Origin of the sequence: Pedobacter cryoconitis, assembly GCF_014207135.1 — a bacterium.
In the GTDB taxonomy this organism is placed as follows: domain Bacteria; phylum Bacteroidota; class Bacteroidia; order Sphingobacteriales; family Sphingobacteriaceae; genus Pedobacter; species Pedobacter cryoconitis_D.
In genome coordinates this window covers 52,233-73,091 of record NZ_JACHCC010000003.1, presented here as the reverse complement: position 1 = coordinate 73,091, position 20,859 = coordinate 52,233, and the positions used below count along the sequence as shown (strand labels likewise).

The following is a 20,859-nucleotide window of genomic DNA, read 5'->3' as shown; positions in this document are numbered from 1 at the left end:
CGGGACACGATTGGTCACTTATCACGGAGCAACCCTTTCTATAATAACATTAGAACTCTATGGCAACAATACCCCTCCAATATTCGATTTAAATTGAGTTAAATGTACATTTTCCTTGAAATTCTATTTCATTTAATTAATATGTTTATTATAATTGCGCCTCGATTGACATACATAAGATTATTAATAAACTAACCAATTTTTTTACGCTATGCCATTTTTGGATTATGTATTACAGCGCCCCTCATATGGGTGGCAAGACGACCAGGGTACATCAATAAAACCAACAACAAACCAAATCTTCCGCGAGTTTTTTTCAAGGTTAAATGTATTTAAAGACCGAAAAAACTGGCTTCCTTTTTTTAGCTGGCTCAAAGTAGCCTGTCTGGTTCCATTTTTTCTGGTATTCCTGTTCAATTTTTTAAGCTGGTGGACAGTATTGGCTGCGTTTGTTTATAGCATGATTATTATGGGTACTCATGGAACGATCTGGCACCATCGCTATTGCACGCATGGCGCCTATAAATTCCGCAACTCATTCTGGCGGTTTTTTACACAAAATTTAACATTAAATGTGATCCCAGAAGAAATATATGTGATTTCACATCATGTACATCACTCCAAATCAGATCAACCTGGTGACCCATATAATGCGCAGGCGGGTTTTTTATATTGTTTTCTTGCTGATGTTAACCACCAGCCTATAGCAAAAGATTTGTGTGAAACAGATTATAACCGGGTTAGAATGCTGATGCAGCATACAGGTGTGACAGCCAATACTTACAAACAATATCAAAAATGGGGTTCTTATGTGAATCCATCGTATGCAATAGTGTCCTGGCTACTTAACTGGTCTTTTTGGTACTTAGCATTCTATCTTATCGGTGGCCACGCACTCGCCTGTAGTCTCTTTGGAGCAGCAGGATTCTGGGCGGTTGGTGTAAGGACATTTAATTACGAAGGCCACGCGAAAGGAAAGGACAAACAAAGGGCAGGCACAGACTTCAGTGATAAAGACAAATCTATCAATCAATTGTGGCCAGGTATTGTCGCCGGTGAATGGCATAACAATCACCATTTATATCCTAAAAGCGCCAGAAGTGGTTTCAAAACTCACCAAATCGACCTGGCTTGGTACTACATTAAAATAATGAGCATTCTGGGCGCAGTGAATAGCTATAAAGATTATAAGAAACATTTTCTCAAAAACCACCACAATCCTTACCAGAAAACAAAGGAAGCTTCTTAAAATAGAAAATTGCAAGCACAAAATGACTTCCATGCTTCGAACAGAAAATATTTAGTTTAATATTGAAATAGTGTTAAATTATACAACTAATCCTTTTTGAATTAAAACGTGAAGATTTTTTATTAAAGAATAAAAGAATCTCTGTTTAATATACCATTAAACTAATTGTAAATCCTAAAGACCCGACATATGTTAATAATTAATAGTTTCGAAGAGTATCAATCGCATTTAGGTAAAGAGTTAGGTGTTTCTAACTGGCATAAAATAAGTCAGGAACAGATTAACAGATTTGCTGATGCAACATTAGATCACCAGTGGATACACGTTGATCAGCAGAAAGCTGAAACTGAAGGCCCATTTAAGGCAACTATCGCACATGGTTATTTAACCTTATCATTAATCCCATATTTGTGGAAGCAAATTGCAGATGTCCGCAACATTAAAATGGAAATAAACTATGGCATAGAGCGATTTAAATTTGGACAGGCGGTTTTGGTTGATAGCGAAGTGCAATTAAAAGCTAAACTGAAATCTATAGCGAATTTGAGAGGAGTTACCAAAGTTGTAATTGAGGCAACCCTTGTTATTAAAGATCAGCCAAAACCAGCTTATAATGGCGATGTCGTGTTCTTATATCATTTTATTGATTAATCTTTAATTTTTCAAAAGCAACAAAATATTATTTCAATTTTAAAATATAATTAAAAATATTATTTGATAATCAATATATTTTAATTATATTTGAAGATAATTAAATACAATATAATGCAACAAGGAACAGTAAAATTTTTCAATGAGACAAAAGGTTTTGGATTTATCGTGCCTGCTAATGGCGATAGCGAAATCTTTGTTCATTCATCTGGTTTAATGGATAACATTCGTGAGAATGATTCAGTAAGCTACGACATCGAGCAAGGTAAAAAAGGCTTGAATGCAATTAATGTTAAGATCAGCTAATTAGATTTCCTTCATAAATTGATAAAAGCATCTATCTTAAAAGATAGATGCTTTTTTTTGTCCAAAAATTTCGATTCTAATTTTGCTGCAAAATTTCATTTGTAAAACTTCCAAAGTAATTCATAGGTGTGATAAAAAAAAGGCCAACTCTCTTAATACGGAATTTCATAGTGGGTTCAGAAGCAGAATTTGAAACTTTTTTGAAGGAATATTATTTTGATCTGCATTATCAGCCTAAACCCAGTGCCCAGCCAATAAACTTAGGATTAGGTCATCTTTGGAAATTAGCAGTAGATCATCCTGAACAAAAAGTTTTACCATGTGTTCATCGGGAACCTACAGAAAATGACGGTGGATATTGGCTGCTTCTGATTTGTTAAATGCTTATTTGATATATAAAGGGTTTTCACTTTCAGATGCACAAAACGCAATCATCTTAAAATCAACTACTAATGTAAATAAATTAATAATCATCCATTATAATCAAAATTTCTACAATGGAGTGCCTAAAACCCTTTAATATATGACTATCACATTTATTAAAGGATAAACCTTTTTCCTATTTATTCTTAATCTTTAGTAATTGGGAGAAAAAAAAATACAGTATACGACATACAGATTTGGAAGAACAAATTAAAGTATTTACATTTACAGTATGATGCATACTGTAGAAGAAATCAAACTAAAAGATGTAGCTTTTGTTAAAACCGGATATACTTTTAGAAGTGGCCTTGATGAAAGTACACAGATAGATTCAGTTCGTGTAATTCAACCAAAAGACATTTTAGATACAGAAGCGTTTAATTCTACAAAAATTGATAGAGCTTTAATAACAAGCTTGGATAAATACTTATTAATACCAGGAGATATATTAATCGCTAACAAGGGAACCAAATTCGCGACATTTTTATATAAAGAAAATGATGTAGAGACACTCGCCTCGTCATCATTTTTTATCATAACTCCTACAATAGAAAAAATTCTCCCAAGATATCTGCAATGGTATTTGGAACAAGAAACAATAAAAAGCTATCTATCAAAAAGAAAAACCGGAACTACTATTCCTACAATAAACAAACCTGTAATTGAAAACTTACTGATCCCCATCCCCCACTTACAACAGCAGCAACATGTAGTAGATCTGATTAACGAAGTAGATAGAGAGAACGTGCTATTGAAAAGATTATTAGTTAAAAGAGCAGAGTTAAGAGATGAACGCATTTGGAACATAATCCTTAATAAAAATGAAAATTCATAATAATCATATCAGGGATAATGATGCCCCCGTGAATGTGTTTCAACAAGAGATTCACAACCATTTTAATATTGTAATTAACGAATCTAATAGCGATAAAAAGCAGAAAACAGGTTGGTTGCGGGGTGTTGGAAAATGGGTATCGACAAACGCTTTAAACCTTTACAAAATGATTGCTCCATGAAAATATCTTTTGAAGATGCTAGGGTGCTGGTAAATGCACAGCTTAATATTTTTTCAGCTTCTGGAATTAGGGAACGATCAGGTTTGGATATTATAACAGTTTGTATTTTGCTAAGTTATTTGAATAATAAAACGCCTGAATTAACTACTGATATAGCAATCAAAGAAGATTTAGTTAGGCTTAAAGATTCAAATGAAATTAGTGAAGATTTAGCCAACATTTTCAAAAAATACATCAATTTAATTCCAGGATTTCCATCTGAAATTTTAGGCTTAGATATAAGTGACATTAATAGAGTACAAAATAAATCTTTTTTTAGAATTCTTAATGAATGGAACGATTTCGTCGATCGCAATCAAGTAATTTGGTCTTACGAGGAGATATTACTACTTTTTGACGCATTAGAAACTCCGGTTGAAAATAGTTATGGGTCAGACAGTCCTTTTATGACACCGAAAGACGTAGTCAAATTAATTACAAGCTCTTTACTGATTAATGATAATGCTAAAAATATTTATGACCCATTTGCCAGAACAGGAGAATTTATAAGCGAAATTGGTTCGCTTTTAAACAATGGAATCAAGATTGTCGCGTCCTCGTTACATAATGCTTCTTTAATAACTGCCAAACTAAAGATGTTTATGCTTCAAACATCTGATGTAAAATGGATAAGGCCAATTAATAATACATTTATTCCTGATGTATCTGAGAAATTTGATTATATCATCACTAATCCACCTTTTGGAATTAAAACTAACAAAAGAACTGGAGGAGAATGGACTACCGAATTTAACAATGGCCGTTCTGAAATAGATTTCCTCTGTCATATTTTAGATCACCTATCTGAAGCCGGAAATGCAGCCATTTTGGTTCCAGATGGGATATTGTCATCTGGAGGAAAGGTAGAATCACTACGAAAAAAAATGATTGAAGAAGGAATTCTTGAAGCAGCAATTTCTTTACCTCCTAAAATGTTTTATAACACAGGTGTCAAAGCCGCAATTCTATTTCTTAATAAAACAAAATTTAATGATCGGATCTTATTAATGGATGCTACCTCATTGGGTTCAAAAAGCAAGCTTAAACACAATTTTTCAGAAGCGGATATTTCATCAATTGTCTACATCGTTGATCAATTTAGGACTAATACAAAATCTACAGATAGCATTTCTTCAGTCGTTTCTTTAAATCAACTAAAAGAAAACAACTATGATCTACAATGTGCTTCTTACCTAACTGAGAGTATCTATCCAGAGAAAACAAACTCAATTGCTTCGCTATTAAATGAGTGTAACGAATTAGAAATTGCAATTAAAAATGTACAGGCGAATATAGCCAGGTTATTAAAATAGTTAGTTTTGAATAACTGGCAGTATCCGACAAACTGTGTAAATGAAATTTGGGGTTCGGGTATCAGCCCCTAACCCTTTGTTCAAAAACAGCAATAAACTGATTCAAAATCAAAGGCCAGCTATGTAATGGCATTGTCTACTTTTTAGTGGATTCCAACCTGCTTCAACTGCATACATCACATATTGATTTCTCAGAGTTTCTGTTTCTAGACGGCTTATAATTCTATAATGCGTCCAACTTAATTCGTGACGCACTGCGTCACGTTTTGGAAAGGCTAAATAAAATTGTCGAATATTTCTTAAGTTACTTTCATCAAAGCCTTTTCCAAATTCAAGTGTAACATATTAATGTTTTTTACTCACGTATTTTTTGAAATAACCGCATTCATTTAATATTTCCTGATAATACTTTGTCTGGCTGTACTGCGCTTTTAACTCTGCAAAATATTTACCCGTAGGTATGTTGCTCAAATCAAATTTCCTACGATATTTTCTTTTGTTATCTGGATTATTATATTGCGTATTATAGATCTCGTTTCGTTCACATTTAGCGGCCATATAAGTATATTTCGCCTTTAGTTCCTTTGTTTTAGCACTGGATCTGGCCAAAAGATAATACTTCTCTGCTATTTTGCTATTAGTTACTATCTTTCTATAAGGCAAAGGAATGCTGTAAGGTGAATCTCCATAACTTTCGGTTATGGTAGCCGAATAGTAAAATACACGCGCATTACCATAATGGGTAATATTATAATAAGCATTTGCCATTAAAGCTGCATTTCTGGATACATTTTTACCAGCAGTCAGGTCTCCTTTAATAGTTTTTAAGGCTTCCAGAAAACCTAATACAGTGAAATGTTTTTTGTCCTTATCAGCGTCAAAATCGCAATCATAACAATCCTTGACATTGATATTAAAAGGATTAGCATACATAACAGAGCTGTTCACTGTATCAGCCTGCTTCATTAAGACAACAGCTTCTTCCAATTTTTCCTGATATACCAATAATATAGCCTGTAAATAGCTTAACTGTCCAACATTGATGGAGTAGTAATTTAACATGGAAGCTTCAAAAGCTGTTTTATTTTTCTTGTTTAAAAGTGCTTTTGCAGCCTCTATCCTGGCATTGCTATTATAAAAACCCCTTTCCGGATGAAAAAAATAAGCTTTTAGAACATTCCCCTGTTTCTTATACAGATCCGATAAAATGTTCATACTTTGAGCTATTGCACTGTTGAAACGAAGATTTGGGATAGATTTTTTATTTTTGCTTAAATTGTTCAGCCAGTTCAGCGGCTCCACCATTTCAGCTTCAGTTTTAGCATCAATATGTTTGAGTTGTCTCAGGTAAAGTAACCAATCAAGTAACTTATACTGTGCTATAACCAATGTGTCATTTTTAGGTAATTGCTTTTTTGCTTTACTATAAAATGTTCTTGCAACCGTATAATTACCAGAAAGTGAGTTCAAGTAACCTGCTGCCATATTCCAATAATAAGGTTTCAGCGTTTTATTCTCGTTGGCGATTTTGTTAACTAATGTCCGCTCACTAGCTGTTTCAATACGTTTAGATTTACTGGTAGCACTCGTATCTTTTGATGCCTGACCTTCTGCTTCTCTGACATTAACCAGTCTGCTCAACAATAGATCAAGTTTTTCAGATTTCGGGTCAATCGCATAAATTTCTTTAATTGCACGTTTTTCATCCCCGCTGCTGCCTAGCATATGCCACAAAGTGATTTTCTCTTCTCCGGTTTTAGCAAGGTTTAAAGTTTCTATCCAATCTTTCTCATCTTGAGGATGAAAACTCCATATGCTTGGGATTTTTATCTCAAATGAATAGTTATAACATAAGCTATACAGATAATTTGCCTGTGCATACTCTCTTTTTTGATAATAATATCCAGCCAGGTAGCCAAGCGCACGATAATAGATCATATTCTTTGGAAAAGAAGATCCTTCTTTAGCAAAATAAGCTGGCAAAGGTACATCAGCTTTTGCCGGATCTGCAGCGTGCTGTCTCTGTTTAAAATAGTAATAGCGTACCATTTGGAACCACAGACGCTCTTTAATGAAAGGATCTTTGGACTGACTTACAGCCTGCATTAAAGTAGTCTCTAAAGCTACGGGCACTTCTTTGACCGGCTCTTTTTCATAAGACCAGTAATCACCGGAACCTACAGAATAACTTTCACATTCTTTAGCTAAAAGCAGATAATCAAAAAAAGCATTTACCTTCTTTTGATCTGCCTTTGATTTTTTTAAATCAGGAAAACCAACTGGTAAGACATTCAGTTTTCCTTTATAATGACGCGAAGCTGAATCAATACTTTCGGCAGTCGATTTAATGAGCAGTATCTTTAGTGAAGCGGTATCTACCTGATTATCAAACCACGAATCCCATTCACTAACAACCAGCTGGTTATAACGCGTATTGCTGTTGTCCATGTAATATCTATTATAATAAGTAGATGAACTTGTAAAGAAAAATGGCGAATAATTGCCGTTTACAAAGGCTTCCGGCGCGAAACTTGAAACTTCATAATCATCATAGTAACCTCCATCGCCACAAGCAACTACAATACCAGTCACCGCAATGGAGCAAACACTAAAAACGAGCAGTAACTTCTTTGATATCTTTTGCTTCAAGCGTAGAAGCAGCGTTGGTTGATAATTCATAATATATAATATTGCATTTTTTAAGATGTGCAACGTGTTTTGATAATTGGCTGGCGGCCTGATCCAGCAGCTTTGGATTTACAGTTTCAAGTTTAAACAAATCATTCTCTTTGATGTAAATCCCGCCGAAATAAAAACTCTTATTCGCCCGGTAAATATTTGCCTGACCTGTTTGCTTAAAATTAGTATGATCGGATAGTTCCTTCTGCCCTATCTTTCCATAGATCTGAATTACTCTTTATTTTCTGATCTGTATTGCCCACGAAAACAAAGGTAAGGCTATTTCTAAAGGCAATTGACATAACGGCAGGTATTTAATATACTAGAACAAGGAGCCGGATTTCAAAAACGTTATCCCAACCTGGTCGAAGAAATTATCTATATTCGGCCAAAAGCCTGATTTTCTTTATTGAACCTACACAAATATGTCGAAACCAATTTTTCTTACAATTTTATCCTTTATATTTTTCAGCGCGTGTAATCCTAAGCCATCAGAGAAAATTATTACTATACAACCTATTCTATCTCCTGGAGATGCCGAAATTGACACATGTTATCAGTTGCTTAAAAAGTACGAGGTTATTGTCATAGAAGACGACGATTCTGGCAGTACTGATTACAGTAAAGCTATTGCCATTGAAAAGAGCCTTACAGAAAAAATAGACAGTCTTGAGTCATCATCAAAGATAACCATGACCAATCAAATCGAAAGAGTAAATCATATTTCATCAAAATTCGATTTACTATATAGTATTGCCACAGATAGACGCGTACAAATGAAACAATCAAAACTTAAAAAGAAATAAAGACTCAATACCGATACTTGAATTTGCTTTATCTTCATTTTTTTTGCACCTGAATGCCAGAACCAAACAAATGAATGGGCAATTTAAACAAGACAATTTTTCCCCCGAACAATTACAGAAATTCATTACTTAACTCTGGAAATTAACGGCAAATACGCAGCTGTTATAAAATACATGGACACGAAATTGAAATTTTATCCAGTCAATGGGTTGCTGGTTTCTATAGCTTAGCGATATTACGTTGTAAGGTACGTGTATTCCAACCTTCTTCAATTGCATACATCACATATTGATTTCTCAGAGTTTCTATCTCTAGACGGCTTATAATTCTATAATGCGTCCAACTTAATTAGTGACGCACTGCGTCACGTTTCGGAAAGGCTAAATAAAATTGTCAAATATTAGTTATAGAACCTAAAAGCACTTTGGAACTTCTTGTTTTACTTTTAATTTTACCAGAACCACTTCCACTGCGGGTTCTACTTTAACATTGTCCTCTTCAAGAGGCAGCATTGAGTGCAAAGTGGAGATTCAAAAAAATGTGAAGGCAGCAGCAACATTATTTCGTCTTTCCTTCTTATTTTGTCAGGATTTTCCAAAGTCACTTTAACATGTGTCCTAAAGAATTTAGGGATAATCTCTGTAAAAAGTAACTTAGCTCCATGTAAACTAGTTGATTCTTCAGTTAAAAAACGACCATCGGAAGGCCTTTTAGTATAAGAAACAGGTTCCATACTTAACTATTATTCGAATATAAAAAGGGGCTTTTCAAGCGGAGATTTCCATACGAAGGACTTTGGCGGTAAACTCGCCTCTCCCCTTGTTCTAATTAATTTGATATCTTTAATCATAGCTTCTCCATTGATAGCAAAACCAAACTTTCCTTTGGGTTTTGTTATCCCGGTAGTATCATTTAAAGAGATTATAGCATCATTGTTAATCCATACAAAAATCTGGTTACCTGTTTTTTGTATTTTCCAATTCTGCCAGAGGTGTTCAGTTGGTTTGCGGACTTTAGGCATTAACCCTATATGCCCCGTGCTGTGAATAAAAGTACCTTCTTTAACAGGATCTGCAAATAAAGAACGGTCTTCAATAGCCACTCTATTCTCTATGTTATATATATGGCTGAAAAATAAAATCTTAAATATTTGTCTAATCAATAACGAAATAAAGGGGAATTGATTTACACTTATTGCGAAAAAATCATAATATTTGTGATTAGGGGTAGATAAAAACAGTGATTAATGCCGATTGCGGAAATACAGGATAAGGTTTATCGGATGAATGAGTTCCGTAAGGGAGCAGATCCCGCTTTTGCCTATTTTTTTAAACGCTATCATCAGTCTTTAGCCTACTTTTCACTCCGGTTCGTACAGGATGACCAGGAAGCGGAGGACATTGTGGCCGATTGCTTTTTCAAGTTGTGGCAGCGTCGCCTGGAATTTGAAGGAGAAGAAAACATTAAGGCTTTTTTATACGTCGCATGTCGTAATGCTTGTCTGGATTACCTCCGCCACATCAAAGTCAGGTCTATTGCCCAACAGACTTATTTTGACCAGCTTCTACAAGCTGAAGAAACGGTACTGTACCAAATCATTAAAACGGAAGTATTGCATGAATTGCATCGCGAGATTGAACTGCTGCCAGATAATTACCGCGAGGTATTCAGGATGATTTACTTTGATCATAAAAAAACGGGTGAGATCGCAACCGAGCTTGGCCTGAACATACAAACTATTCGTAATTACAAATCCCGGGCAACAGAATTATTGAAAACTGGGATGCTCAAAAAAGGACTTTCAGGCGCAATGCTATTGACTTTGACGCTGATGCTGGACACACCTTAAAAATAAATAAGTTTTTTTGGGTTGTTTGGTTTGGTTGTACGTCTTACTATTAAAAGCAGATTAAAGTACGATCAAAAATCTATGTCCCTATGTTAAAAGACCAGTTCCATATTTCCAAATTGATCACCCGGTTCCTGCGTGGTACCATTAATACGGAAGAACAGGCCGAACTGGACAACTGGATAGCAGCTTCAGCTGACAACAGGAAATTCATGGAGGGCTTTAGTGAAGAACTGCTTGCTGCCGACTTACAGGTTTTCCGGTCTGTAAATGAGGACGCGATATGGGCCAAGGTACAACAGCGATTGGAAAGTGCTAAGGCACCGAAAAAAACGGAGTTTAAAGTTTTACAACGGATTTATTATAGGGTGGCCGTAGCGGCAACTATTGCCCTTATGTGTGGCATTTGGTTTTATACCTCACGTCATCTTGAGGGAAGCGCAACGACGAAAAATTTCTTGACCAATGACATCGCACCGGGAAAAACTGGCGCTACTTTGACCTTGTCCAATGGTAAAACGATCGTGCTTGGTGGAGAGAAAGACGGCAAGCTGGCCGAAGAGCCAGGGATCAGCATTAGCAAGACCAAAGATGGACAACTGGAATATACAATTTCAGGAACAGCCGGCAGCACAGAAGGGAAAATGAATACCTTAAGCACTGCGGTTGGCCAAACCTATATCTTGAATTTGCCGGATCATTCCAGGGTTTATTTAAATGCTGCCTCTTCATTAACTTATCCTTCCAGTTTTTCCGGGTCTAAAATCAGGCGTGTTGAACTATTGGGAGAGGGTTATTTTGAGATTGCCGAAGATAAAGCACATCCCTTTGTAGTGGTAAGTCTTGGGCAACAGGTAGAGGTGCTCGGTACACATTTTAACATCAATGCTTATCAGAATGAGCCTGCGCTGAAGACCACTTTAATGGAGGGCTCTGTAAGGGTTTCCAATACATCAGGAAAGCAGTTTTTAGTGCTCAAACCCGGTCAGCAATCTATTCTGACCGAGGACGGCATTCAGGTGACTAAAGTGGATACAGATCTTGCCATAGCATGGAAAAACAATGAATTCATGTTTGAAAATGAATCTATTGAGAACATAATGCGTATGGTAGAGCGCTGGTATAATGTAGAAGTCGTTTACATCGGAGCGAGACCTACAGAAAGGTTTGTCGGTGTGGTATCCCGATTTGACAATGTCTCTAAAGTGCTGCAGTTACTCGAGTCAACAGGAGGAGTCAATTTCAAGATTGAAGGACGAAAAATATATGTTTCTAAATAACCAAAAAACTAAATAACCAAAAATCAACACAACCAACCTAAACCAACAAATTCATGAAAAGAACTTTACCCCCCTAGCGCTAAGTCGAAAATAAGGCTATGTCCTGAAAACAAGGACCAGAAGTAAGTAATACCCCTGGTCCTTTATCCGACATATTCATTAATAATTTATTAATTAAACCGCGGTTGCCTGGTCCCTGGAAAGTAAAGGCATACCGCATTAATCGAACTAAGCAAATGTATAAAAATTATACAAGACAACTTCGTGTGCCTAAATGGCGCGCCGCTAAATTAGGGCTTATTATGCGTCTAACCTTCGTTATTTTACTGGCTACCTTTATGCAGGTCAGTGCAACTGGCTATGCTCAAAAAGTCACGCTGTCCAAATCAAATGCCCCCTTAATAATAGTTCTTGGCGACATTAAGAAGCAAACAGGATACAATTTTATCATCACAGAGCGATTACTAAAAACCGCCAACCCGGTAACTATCCATGTGAATGGTCTCGAACTTGAAGAAATACTGGATAGGATATTTGACCTTCAATCACTGAGCTTTCAGATCGAGAGTAAAACCGTGATCATATCGAAAAAAGTGCCTTCCTTTTGGGACGTCCTGGCTGATCGCTGGGCTAGTATCGATGTACATGGTATAGTGGTGGATGAGCATGGGCTGCCATTGCCGGGAGCAACAATTACGGTCAAGGGGACTGGAAAAAAGGCAATTTCAGATTCAAGAGGCGAATTTCACTTGAAGAATGTGGATGAAAAAGCTGAATTGGTGATTAGTTATCTGGGCTATGAAAGCAAGGAACTCCGGGTGGCTAAGGATATGCGGACGATTAAGCTTACTCCTATTGAAGGTAACCTGGATGATGTAGTCATTTCAGGGTTCGGTATTAAACAAATTAAAAAGGACTTAACAGGAGCCAGTTCACAGATATCTGGTAAAGAAATCTCAACAATACCTGTACAAAGTTTTGACAATGCTTTGGCTGGTCGTGCTGCAGGTGTTCAGATTACTTCTTCAAGTGGTTTGCCTGGAGCGGCTGTAACCGTAAATATCCGTGGAATAAGCTCTATCACTGCCGGAACTCAGCCTTTATACATTGTGGATGGCGTTCAGGTAATTTCAGGAGATAATTCCAGACAGTTTGCCTCTTCAAATGCTTTGGCAGGCATCAATCCAGATGACATTGAATCTATCAATATTCTAAAAGATGCAGCAGCAGCTTCTATCTATGGAGCTCAAGCCGCCAACGGTGTTGTGGTCATCACAACAAAAAGAGGAAAAAGTGGAAAAACCCAAATAAACTTTAATTCTTCAGTTGGCATTTCTAAAGTCATTAAAAAAGCACCAATATTAAATACAGCAGAGTTTATTCAATTATCTAAAGAAGCCATAGTTAACCGCTATGGAAGCCTTACCGCTGCGCCTACATCAGTACAAACGTTACTGACTTCATTTGGTGATCCGGCTACAGCTCCTACCTACGACTGGCAGGATGCAGTATTTCGTACAGGTCTTGCACAAAACTATGCTTTGAATGCAACTGGTGGGAATGAAAAAACAAAATTTTTCGTTTCGGGAGCTTACAACAAACAAATCGGTCAGGAAATTGGCCAGGATTTTAACAGGGTGACAGGCAGATTAAATCTTGATCACAAAATTAGCGAGAAATTCTCCTTTGAAACCAGTTTGAATTTGAGCTCATTTACTCAAAATGGCACCACAGGTGGTACAGCATTCTCCAACCCGAACAGGACAGCAATATTGACGGCTCCGATCAATGCAATCTATAACCCGGATGGAACTTACAACACCCTCTTATATGGGGCGTATCCTAATAACGTAGTACAGACCGCGGCTTATAATATTCAAAGGGCTAACACTAAAGCTGTTGTAGGTAATGTCGTATTAAACTATCAGATTCTTCCGGATTTGAAATTCCGTTCTTCTTTTTCAGAGAATTACAGTTATATCGCAGAAAACAGTTATACTGATCCAAGAACACCCGATGGGGCATCTGTGAACGGAAGTGCCAGTGTAGCAAATACTACGTTTACTGACTTCAATACCGATCAGACCCTTAATTATTCCCATATTTTTAACCAGAAACATAAATTGAATGTGATTGGTGGGTTTAGTTATAAACAAGAGGTTAATGAAGGAAATAATGCAAGTGGAACAGGTTTCCCAAGCTATCAATTCAAAACGCTTCAATCAGCAGCTGTAAAAACAGATGCGAACTCGTTTTATACAGCCTATAAACTTGCAGGATATTTTGCGAGAGCAGATTATTCATTTAATGAAAAATATCTGGCATCAGCGACCGTGCGTTATGATGGATCATCAAGATTCGGGTCAAATAAACGATATGGTACTTTCCCTGCAGGATCATTGGGATGGAGAATATCTAAAGAAGATTTTCTTTCTAAGGTGAGTTGGATAGATGAATTGAAACTAAGAGGTAGTTATGGTATTCTTGGAAACTCCTCTATTGGAAATTTTGCTTCCAGATCACTATACCAGGGTTCGGGCTCTTATAATGGCCAGCCTGGAATATCCCCTACCCTGGGTAATGACGATTTGTCGTGGGAGCAGGCAGCAACTACCGATGTAGGTGTTGATTTCTCTTTCTTTAAAGGCCGCTTATCAGGAGGTGTGGGTGCTTTTCGTAAAAAAACAACCGATCTGTTATTGTCAAGAAACTTACCTATCACCAGCGGTTATTCAGGTATAAATACGAATATTGGAAAATTGAAAAACGAAGGTATTGAGATTGAATTAAATACTATTAATTTAAAAAGTACAGACTTTGAATGGTCAACGACATTAAATGCGACCTTCATCAGAAGTAAACTTTTAGAGCTAAATGACGGTCTTCAGCAATTAAACAGTACTTATTTTGTAGGAAAACCATTGTTATCCTATTTTGTTGTCGAATATGCAGGTGTAAACCCTGCTGATGGTAATCCGATGTATTATGATGCCAATGGAAACATAACTTATAATCCTACAGCTGCTGACCGAAAAATTGTGGGAAGTCAATTACCTAAAGGATATGGAGGAATAACTAATACGTTCAGGTATAAAGCGTTTACACTGACTGCCTTTATTCAATATCAGTATGGTAGTAAAATCAATAATGTGGATGCCCAGTTTAACCGACGCATGGGTAGTACTATAGACAGGAACCAGGATATAAGTGAATTGCGCAGATGGCAAAACCCAGGTGATATCACTGACACCCCAAGACCTTACTACAATACAGGTGTACCAGCAGCCGCACAATCTGGAGGAATCACTTATCTTTCTCCCTATGGCGCTACAAGCAGGTTTATTGAAGATGGTTCTTATATCAGGTTAAAGAACATTAACCTTTCTTACAGATTTCCTGTATCGTGGTTAGGTACAACCATCAGATCCCTTCAGGTCTATGCACAAGCCTATAACCTGGTTACGCTAACTAAGTTTACAGGCCTTGACCCAGAAGTTCAGGGTAGCACTTCAGGTATTGTTCCACAATACAAGAACTACACATTTGGTGTGCAATTAGGGCTTTAATTTCAAACAAAAACTAAGATGAAAAATTATATATTATTACTCGTTACAGGATTTGTCCTGACGTGCTCATCCTGTAAAAAAATATTGGATGTCGAGCCTAAACAGTCTATCTCCGCCGAAGGGGCTCTGAGTTCAATAACGGGCATACAAGGTTTATTAACAAATGTATACAGTAATTTACAGGCTTCTGGAAATTTCGGAAGGGATATTATTATCAAGTCCGAAGTCTTGTCAGATAATTGCAGAATTACAGTCTCCAACTCCAACCGTTTTGTTGGTGAATACAACAATACTTTACGTACGCATTTTGTAGAATACTCTTCATTTTATCCTATCATTAATAAATGTAATCTGATATTGGATAATGTAGATCAGGCTAGTGATGGCACACCAGCCCAAAAAGCGACGATTAAAGGTCAGGCCTTATTTCTCAGAGCTTTATTGTATTTTACCCTGGCTAATGAATATGGATATAATCCTAAACATACTCCAGGCAGCTTCGACCTGGGTGTACCTATCATATTGAAAGGTGTTTCTAGTGTAACTGAGGTGACTTATCCATCAAGAAGTAAGGTTTCCGAAGTTTATATTCAGATTGAGAAAGATCTTGACGGAGCTATTGCTATATTGACTAATCCAAATGGTTTAACCGCTAAAACAATTATTGGAAAAGCTGCGGCTCAGGCTTTGAGATCCAGAGTTGCTCTGTATAATGAGGAATGGCAATCTGCAATAAATAACGCTACTGAAGCAATCAATGCTAATGTGGGAACCTTTGTTGCTACGGCAACAGTCGCAGGTTATTCTTCTATTTTCAATCAAAAGAATAGCCCGGAATCCATTTTCGAAATCAATTTTGATATTTCAGAAAGTCTAGGGTCGAATAGTCTGCAAAGTATTTACCAACGTCTTGGAAATTCATCAACCAGTTCAAGTGGTTATGGTGATGTTGTTCCTTCCAACAGTCTTTTGAATGCGTATGAAAAAGGTGATATCAGAAAAACAGCCATGCTAGTGCCAGTTACTAAATCGGGAGAATCAATTTTCTGGGTTCAGAAATATCCAGGATCCGGAGGTTCATATGGCCTGGATAATGTAAGAATGATTCGTGTATCTGAAATGTACCTGACCAGAGCAGAAGCTTATTCACGTTCAGGGCAGGATGGAAAAGCACAGGATGATGTGAATAAGATTCGTCTCAGGGCTGGTCTTGCTCCAACAACGGCAACAGGTGCAACACTTTTAAATGTGATTCTAAATGAAAGAAGAATTGAACTGGCTTACGAAGGCGATCGCTGGTTTGATTTGGTTAGACGTGGTGCTAATATTGTAAAAGATAATGGAACACTCCTTTTCTCAACAGATGTGCGTATCCTCTCTTATATTCCACAAGGTCAATTAGATATAAACCCGAACCTGCTTCAAAATCCAGGTTACTAAATTAAGAAATGAAATGAAAAATATTTTAAAATATACATTTGTTATAGGGCTGATCTCACTGATGTTTACGGCCTGTAAAAAGGAATATCAAACTTATAAAGGTCCATCGGTAGTAGAATTTTCGCCCGCTATAAAAAGCAGATCACAGGGAACTGTAGCTGCTCCTGGCTATGACAGCGTTAAGGTCCAGTTAGTAGGCCCTCAGAGGCCTGCAAATCTGGAGTTAAGTTATACGATAGATCCAAAGAGTACAGCAGTTGAAGGTAATCATTATACTATCCCTAATCTGGGGAAACTTATTATACCTGCCAACAGCAGCTTTGGTTATATTCGGGTAAATCTGGTGCCAGGCAGTATTCCCAACAATTTGACCGCAAGCCAAAAAAAGCTCATCTTCAATTTAATCGGAAATACAGAGGTACCTGCTAGTGTAAACTATCAGACATATACGCTCACGGTAACCTTCTAACCAGGATTGATTTAAAAATAAGAGAGGTTGTTTCATTGATTCAACCTCTCTTATTTTTTACCGTCAATGATAATTTTAATATTCACAACAAGTGGCAATTTAAAATGAGCTATCAGGACAACTAATTTGAGCCGTATAGATAAGCTCAATAATGATCGAACGCTGATCTTTGTATCATGACAACGATCAAAAAAATACAATTGGGCCAAAACGGCCCTCTAGTGTCCAAACTAGGTTTGGGCTGTATGCGCATGTCTTCCGTATGGGGAGGTTCAACGCCAGATGAAACTGAAAGCATAGCTACCATACAGTCTGCGCTTGACAGTGGCATCAATTTTTTAAATACCGGCGACTTTTATGGTGCAGGACACAATGAGTTGTTAGTCGGTAAAGCCATTAAAGGCCGCAGGGACGATGCCTTCATCAGTGTTAAATTTGGTGCTCTCTTTCATAATGCGCAATGGCTGGGCCTGGACCTGCGCCCCGTGGCCATTAAGAATTTCATCAATTATTCGCTTACCCGTTTAGGCATTGAAACCATAGACCTGTACCAGCCTTGCCGGATGGACGGTAGCGTACCTGTAGAAGATATTATTGGTACCATAGCCGACCTGATCAAAGAAGGTAAAGTGCGCTACATTGGTGTTTCTGAGATCACGGCTGATCAACTGCGCGAAGCAAACCAGATTCATCCGATAAGTGTACTGGAAATGGGCTATTCACTGGCAGACCGACAGGTGGAAAGCGAATTATTTCCAGCAGCTAAAGAAATGGGGATTGCAGTAGCTGCCTTTGCCAACACTGCCGAAGGTTTGTTAACAGGCAATATGAAAGCGCCGCTTGCGGACAATGACCACCACCTGCACTTCTCTCGTTTTCAAGGCGATAACCTCATCAAAAATCTGGAAAAAGTGGAAGTATTGAAAGCCTTGGCGAATGATAAACAAGTTACACCTACCCAAATTGCCATCGCTTGGGTAAATATGCAAGGCGACTATATTATGCCATTAGTAAGCATGAGCCGCCGTTCAAGGTTACAGGAAAATACTGCTGCCATGAACATTGAATTTACGACGTCTGAAATAGAATTATTAAATACTACTTTTACACCAGGCGCCATCTTAGGTGGTACTTACTTACAGAGATAAATGACCAATCCAACTGAAATACTTCCCGGCGTGATCTTCTATTCTTATCTCTCTGCAGAACGGAAAGATAAAGTATGCTTCTGGAACCATCATACGCTAGTATTGATGGTTTCAGGGCAACTTCATTTAGAAACAGCTGACCAGCGCCTGGAGCTCAAAGCAGGCGAAATGCTGCTGGTAGGCAAAAATCAACTGGGTACACTGACTAAAACACCTCTTCCCGGCCAAGGCTATGAGAGTATCGTTATTTGTCTTCAGGAAGATCTGTTACGCAAAATAGCGCTGGAAGAACAGATCGACACCAGTCCTAAATATGTTGGCCCATCAAACGTGCCCGTTCCCCCCGATCCATTTCTTCTTGGCTATTTTCAATCCATTATTCCTTATGCACAGGCCACAGCAGAAACGCTCACAGAAGATATGGGTATCCTCAAAGTTAAAGAAGGCGTTAAACTATTATTACATAGCCTACCGCAATTGAGGTCATACTTATTCGATTTTGCAGAACCTCATAAAATTGATCTGGAGCGCTTTATGATGACTAATTTTCATTTTAACGTCCCGGTTGAAAGATTTGCACGACTCACCGGGCGCAGCCTGGCAGGTTTTAAACGCGACTTTGCAAAAACGTTCGGCGTACCGCCCCGTCAATGGCTGTTAGATAAACGCCTTAAAGCAGCAAAGCATTTGATAGAACAGAAACATCAAAAGCCATCGGCCATTTATTTAGATCTCGGCTTCGAAAGTCTGCCCCATTTTTCGCGTTCGTTCAAACAAAAATTCGGTAAAGCACCAACAAACTTAATCAAAACAAGCCAATAGTATTAACAAGAAACTTGTGTATTTATTCATCGAATTTATTGCGAAATTTGATATCAAACATTAAGAAATTAAAACCATTTACTATGAAAAAAAAATATTATTACCTGTCCTTTTTAATTTTCAGCTTTTCAATCCTAACAGCTCTTCCTGGTTTTACCCAATCGAAGATGTTGAAAAAAGGAGATGCAGCACCTGTATTTACAGCTAAGGCCAGTCTGGCTGGTAACGAATTCAATTTTTCATTAAAAAAATCCCTTGCTAAAGGGCCGGTTGTAGTTTACTTCTATCCTTCTGCTTATACTGGCGGCTGTGATGCAGAAGCTCATTCCTTCGCAGAAATGAAGGATAAATTTACAGCCGCGGGAGCCACTATTATCGGTGTATCCGGAGACGATATAAAGCGACTAAATACATTTTCTGCTGATCCTGATTACTGTGCGGGCAAGTTCGCGGTAGCGTCGGACTCTGAAGGTAAAATTGCAGCTACATACGGCTTGACAATAAATCCATCGAAGCTTGGAATGAAAGACATTCGTGGCATAGAGCTTAACCATGGTTTCATCCCGAGAACCACTTATGTCATCGGTAAAAACGGTAAGATTATAGCGGTCTTTTCATCAGAAACCGATCACATTTCACCAATCGAACATGTCGAAAAATCACTGGCAATTGTGAAAGCGCTATAATTTTATAATTCTGCCCGGTGAGGGGAACAAAGCTCCGTATGGCTACGGAGCTTTGTTATGTTTTATATTTGCCTGAGAACTTTAAAAACCATACATACCGCCCGAAACGCCAATTTGCTCTCCAGTAATCCAGGCTGCATCATCCGAAGCAAGAAATAGAACAGCTTTCGCAATATCTTCTGGCTGGCCTCTGCGGCCAAGCGGTGTTTTGGCAACAAACATTTTTTCATATTCACTACCAGGGGTTACACCTGCACTAGATGCACCTTCTGTATCTGTAGCGCCCGGCAAAATAGAATTGACACGAACATTCTTTACACCAAGTTCTTTTGATAAAGCAATCGTCATGGCGTCTAATGCCGCTTTAGTGGCAGAGTACAACGAGGCTCCCGGAAGAGGGTATTTGCTCGCACCCGAACTGATATTGATAATATTGCCGCCTTTATCGCCAAACGCTTTTAAAGATGCCTGGATAGTCAATATAGGCCCTAAAACATTGACGTTGAAATGCTGATGAAAAGCTGCTACCGATATCTGTTCTACAGGTAAGTATCCCTGATGGACCGCGTTGTTTACCAAAATATCCAACGAACCGAAAGCCGTATGGGTTTCTTCAAACAACCTGATCACATCGGCCTCGTTCGATACATCGGCTTGTACGGCAATGGCCAGGCCTCCATTGTCGGTTATCTCCTTAACCACCCTATCTGCGTCTTCTTTACTTGAGGCATAATTCACCACTACTTTTGCGCCTGCTGCCGCGAAGTGTTTTGCGATAGATGCACCTATTCCTTTTGCTGCACCGGTAACTACCGCTACTTTGTTTTCTAATTTACTCATGATTTCTATATGTTAATTTCTCCTATTCTTCAGGTGTATTCCCGTTCTGAAGTATATCCAAAGATGCAGCCCCATAACGGACTGTTTATTGACATGAATCATTAAGTACATTTGACTTAGGTCAACTTATTGTCCAGACCTAAATCAAGTAAATCGGATAACTAATTGTAAAAAAACAACTTAAGACAGCCAGAAAAACCCCAGGAAGCAAAAACCCAGAAAGATCACAACGGCATATTTGCGTTGTTGAGCAACTTTTATGCATTCAGAAAGTGA

17 protein-coding genes and 1 pseudogene are annotated in these 20,859 nt (G+C 37.8%); 14 read left to right on the top strand and 4 right to left on the bottom strand.

Annotation, left to right across the window (positions count from 1 at the left end):
• Nucleotides 1-211 precede the first annotated feature (211 nt).
• The 5 genes from HDF25_RS05675 to HDF25_RS05650 all read left to right on the top strand — a co-directional run bounded on the left by HDF25_RS05675 (nt 212) and on the right by HDF25_RS05650 (nt 4,997).
• Nucleotides 212-1,249 carry a fatty acid desaturase gene (locus HDF25_RS05675; RefSeq protein ID WP_184623664.1) on the top strand — a complete coding sequence of 346 codons (1,038 nt, stop codon included), beginning with the start codon at nt 212-214 and terminating at the stop codon, nt 1,247-1,249.
• 189 nt (nt 1,250-1,438) lie between these two features.
• Entirely contained in the window at nt 1,439-1,900 is a 462-nt protein-coding gene (locus HDF25_RS05670; protein ID WP_184623662.1) for a MaoC family dehydratase, read from the top strand.
• A gap of 114 nt (nt 1,901-2,014) precedes the next feature.
• The gene (locus tag HDF25_RS05665; RefSeq protein ID WP_048905418.1) at nt 2,015-2,206 is read left to right on the top strand and encodes a cold-shock protein; all 192 of its coding nucleotides are present in this window, start codon (nt 2,015-2,017) and stop codon (nt 2,204-2,206) included.
• Between the two features lie 655 nt (nt 2,207-2,861).
• Nucleotides 2,862-3,464, top strand: a complete 603-nt coding sequence (locus HDF25_RS05655; RefSeq protein ID WP_184623660.1) for a restriction endonuclease subunit S — start codon at nt 2,862-2,864, stop codon at nt 3,462-3,464.
• 177 nt (nt 3,465-3,641) lie between these two features.
• Nucleotides 3,642-4,997 carry an N-6 DNA methylase gene (locus HDF25_RS05650; protein WP_184623658.1) on the top strand — a complete coding sequence of 452 codons (1,356 nt, stop codon included), beginning with the start codon at nt 3,642-3,644 and terminating at the stop codon, nt 4,995-4,997.
• A gap of 108 nt (nt 4,998-5,105) precedes the next feature.
• Here HDF25_RS05650 and HDF25_RS05645 read toward each other — a convergent pair.
• Both HDF25_RS05645 and HDF25_RS05640 read right to left on the bottom strand, forming a co-directional pair.
• Nucleotides 5,106-5,324 (bottom strand): annotated as a pseudogene (locus HDF25_RS05645) (DUF1016 N-terminal domain-containing protein); the annotation flags it as partial.
• Between the two features lie 18 nt (nt 5,325-5,342).
• Nucleotides 5,343-7,676 (bottom strand): hypothetical protein, encoded by a 2,334-nt coding sequence (locus HDF25_RS05640; RefSeq protein ID WP_184623656.1) that lies wholly within the window; start codon nt 7,674-7,676, stop codon nt 5,343-5,345.
• Nucleotides 7,677-8,101: 425 nt separating this feature from the next.
• Between HDF25_RS05640 and HDF25_RS05635 the strand changes: the two genes are divergently transcribed.
• Nucleotides 8,102-8,482 carry a hypothetical protein gene (locus HDF25_RS05635; RefSeq protein ID WP_184623654.1) on the top strand — a complete coding sequence of 127 codons (381 nt, stop codon included), beginning with the start codon at nt 8,102-8,104 and terminating at the stop codon, nt 8,480-8,482.
• A gap of 743 nt (nt 8,483-9,225) precedes the next feature.
• Here HDF25_RS05635 and HDF25_RS05625 read toward each other — a convergent pair.
• Nucleotides 9,226-9,585 (bottom strand): hypothetical protein, encoded by a 360-nt coding sequence (locus HDF25_RS05625; protein WP_184623652.1) that lies wholly within the window; start codon nt 9,583-9,585, stop codon nt 9,226-9,228.
• Nucleotides 9,586-9,729: 144 nt separating this feature from the next.
• On the opposite strand from HDF25_RS05625, the gene HDF25_RS05620 reads away from it, so the two are divergent.
• The 8 genes from HDF25_RS05620 (at nt 9,730) to HDF25_RS05585 (ending at nt 19,743) form a co-directional block, all read left to right on the top strand.
• Entirely contained in the window at nt 9,730-10,332 is a 603-nt protein-coding gene (locus tag HDF25_RS05620; protein ID WP_260409327.1) for an RNA polymerase sigma-70 factor, read from the top strand.
• 89 nt (nt 10,333-10,421) lie between these two features.
• Complete coding sequence (locus HDF25_RS05615) at nt 10,422-11,612, top strand: FecR family protein (RefSeq protein WP_184623650.1); 1,191 nt, start codon at nt 10,422-10,424, stop codon at nt 11,610-11,612.
• A gap of 236 nt (nt 11,613-11,848) precedes the next feature.
• A complete protein-coding gene (locus HDF25_RS05610; protein WP_184623648.1) occupies nt 11,849-15,178 on the top strand; it encodes a TonB-dependent receptor in 3,330 nt (1,109 codons plus the stop codon).
• 18 nt (nt 15,179-15,196) lie between these two features.
• Nucleotides 15,197-16,618, top strand: coding sequence for a RagB/SusD family nutrient uptake outer membrane protein (locus HDF25_RS05605; protein WP_184623646.1), 1,422 nt, complete (start codon nt 15,197-15,199; stop codon nt 16,616-16,618).
• Between the two features lie 13 nt (nt 16,619-16,631).
• The gene (locus tag HDF25_RS05600) at nt 16,632-17,087 is read left to right on the top strand and encodes a hypothetical protein (RefSeq protein ID WP_184623644.1); all 456 of its coding nucleotides are present in this window, start codon (nt 16,632-16,634) and stop codon (nt 17,085-17,087) included.
• Nucleotides 17,088-17,263: 176 nt separating this feature from the next.
• Nucleotides 17,264-18,235, top strand: coding sequence for an aldo/keto reductase (locus HDF25_RS05595; RefSeq protein ID WP_184623642.1), 972 nt, complete (start codon nt 17,264-17,266; stop codon nt 18,233-18,235).
• On the top strand, nt 18,236-19,057 hold the full coding sequence (locus HDF25_RS05590; RefSeq protein ID WP_184623639.1) for a helix-turn-helix domain-containing protein: 822 nt from the start codon (nt 18,236-18,238) through the stop codon (nt 19,055-19,057). It abuts the gene before it with no gap.
• Between the two features lie 167 nt (nt 19,058-19,224).
• Entirely contained in the window at nt 19,225-19,743 is a 519-nt protein-coding gene (locus HDF25_RS05585) for a peroxiredoxin (protein WP_221450864.1), read from the top strand.
• Nucleotides 19,744-19,824: 81 nt separating this feature from the next.
• Here the strand turns inward: HDF25_RS05585 and HDF25_RS05580 are convergent, their stop codons facing one another.
• Nucleotides 19,825-20,583: an SDR family NAD(P)-dependent oxidoreductase gene (locus HDF25_RS05580; protein ID WP_184623636.1), complete on the bottom strand. Its 759-nt coding sequence runs from the start codon at nt 20,581-20,583 to the stop codon at nt 19,825-19,827.
• Between the last annotated feature and the right edge of the window lie 276 nt (nt 20,584-20,859).

Excerpts from the sequence above, each read along its gene's own strand:
- HDF25_RS05620 (WP_260409327.1), top strand. The coding sequence starts at position 9,730 with ATGCCGATTGCGGAAATACAGGATAAGGTTTATCGGATGAATGAGTTC.
- HDF25_RS05605 (WP_184623646.1), top strand. The coding sequence starts at position 15,197 with ATGAAAAATTATATATTATTACTCGTTACAGGATTTGTCCTGACGTGC.
- HDF25_RS05610 (WP_184623648.1), top strand. The coding sequence starts at position 11,849 with ATGTATAAAAATTATACAAGACAACTTCGTGTGCCTAAATGGCGCGCC.
- HDF25_RS05650 (WP_184623658.1), top strand. The coding sequence starts at position 3,642 with ATGAAAATATCTTTTGAAGATGCTAGGGTGCTGGTAAATGCACAGCTT.
- HDF25_RS05580 (WP_184623636.1), bottom strand. The coding sequence starts at position 20,583 with ATGAGTAAATTAGAAAACAAAGTAGCGGTAGTTACCGGTGCAGCAAAA.
- HDF25_RS05655 (WP_184623660.1), top strand. The coding sequence starts at position 2,862 with ATGATGCATACTGTAGAAGAAATCAAACTAAAAGATGTAGCTTTTGTT.
- HDF25_RS05670 (WP_184623662.1), top strand. The coding sequence starts at position 1,439 with ATGTTAATAATTAATAGTTTCGAAGAGTATCAATCGCATTTAGGTAAA.
- HDF25_RS05600 (WP_184623644.1), top strand. The coding sequence starts at position 16,632 with ATGAAAAATATTTTAAAATATACATTTGTTATAGGGCTGATCTCACTG.
- HDF25_RS05665 (WP_048905418.1), top strand. The coding sequence starts at position 2,015 with ATGCAACAAGGAACAGTAAAATTTTTCAATGAGACAAAAGGTTTTGGA.
- HDF25_RS05635 (WP_184623654.1), top strand. The coding sequence starts at position 8,102 with ATGTCGAAACCAATTTTTCTTACAATTTTATCCTTTATATTTTTCAGC.
- HDF25_RS05640 (WP_184623656.1), bottom strand. The coding sequence starts at position 7,676 with ATGAATTATCAACCAACGCTGCTTCTACGCTTGAAGCAAAAGATATCA.
- HDF25_RS05615 (WP_184623650.1), top strand. The coding sequence starts at position 10,422 with ATGTTAAAAGACCAGTTCCATATTTCCAAATTGATCACCCGGTTCCTG.
- HDF25_RS05585 (WP_221450864.1), top strand. The coding sequence starts at position 19,225 with ATGTTGAAAAAAGGAGATGCAGCACCTGTATTTACAGCTAAGGCCAGT.
- HDF25_RS05590 (WP_184623639.1), top strand. The coding sequence starts at position 18,236 with ATGACCAATCCAACTGAAATACTTCCCGGCGTGATCTTCTATTCTTAT.
- HDF25_RS05675 (WP_184623664.1), top strand. The coding sequence starts at position 212 with ATGCCATTTTTGGATTATGTATTACAGCGCCCCTCATATGGGTGGCAA.
- HDF25_RS05595 (WP_184623642.1), top strand. The coding sequence starts at position 17,264 with ATGACAACGATCAAAAAAATACAATTGGGCCAAAACGGCCCTCTAGTG.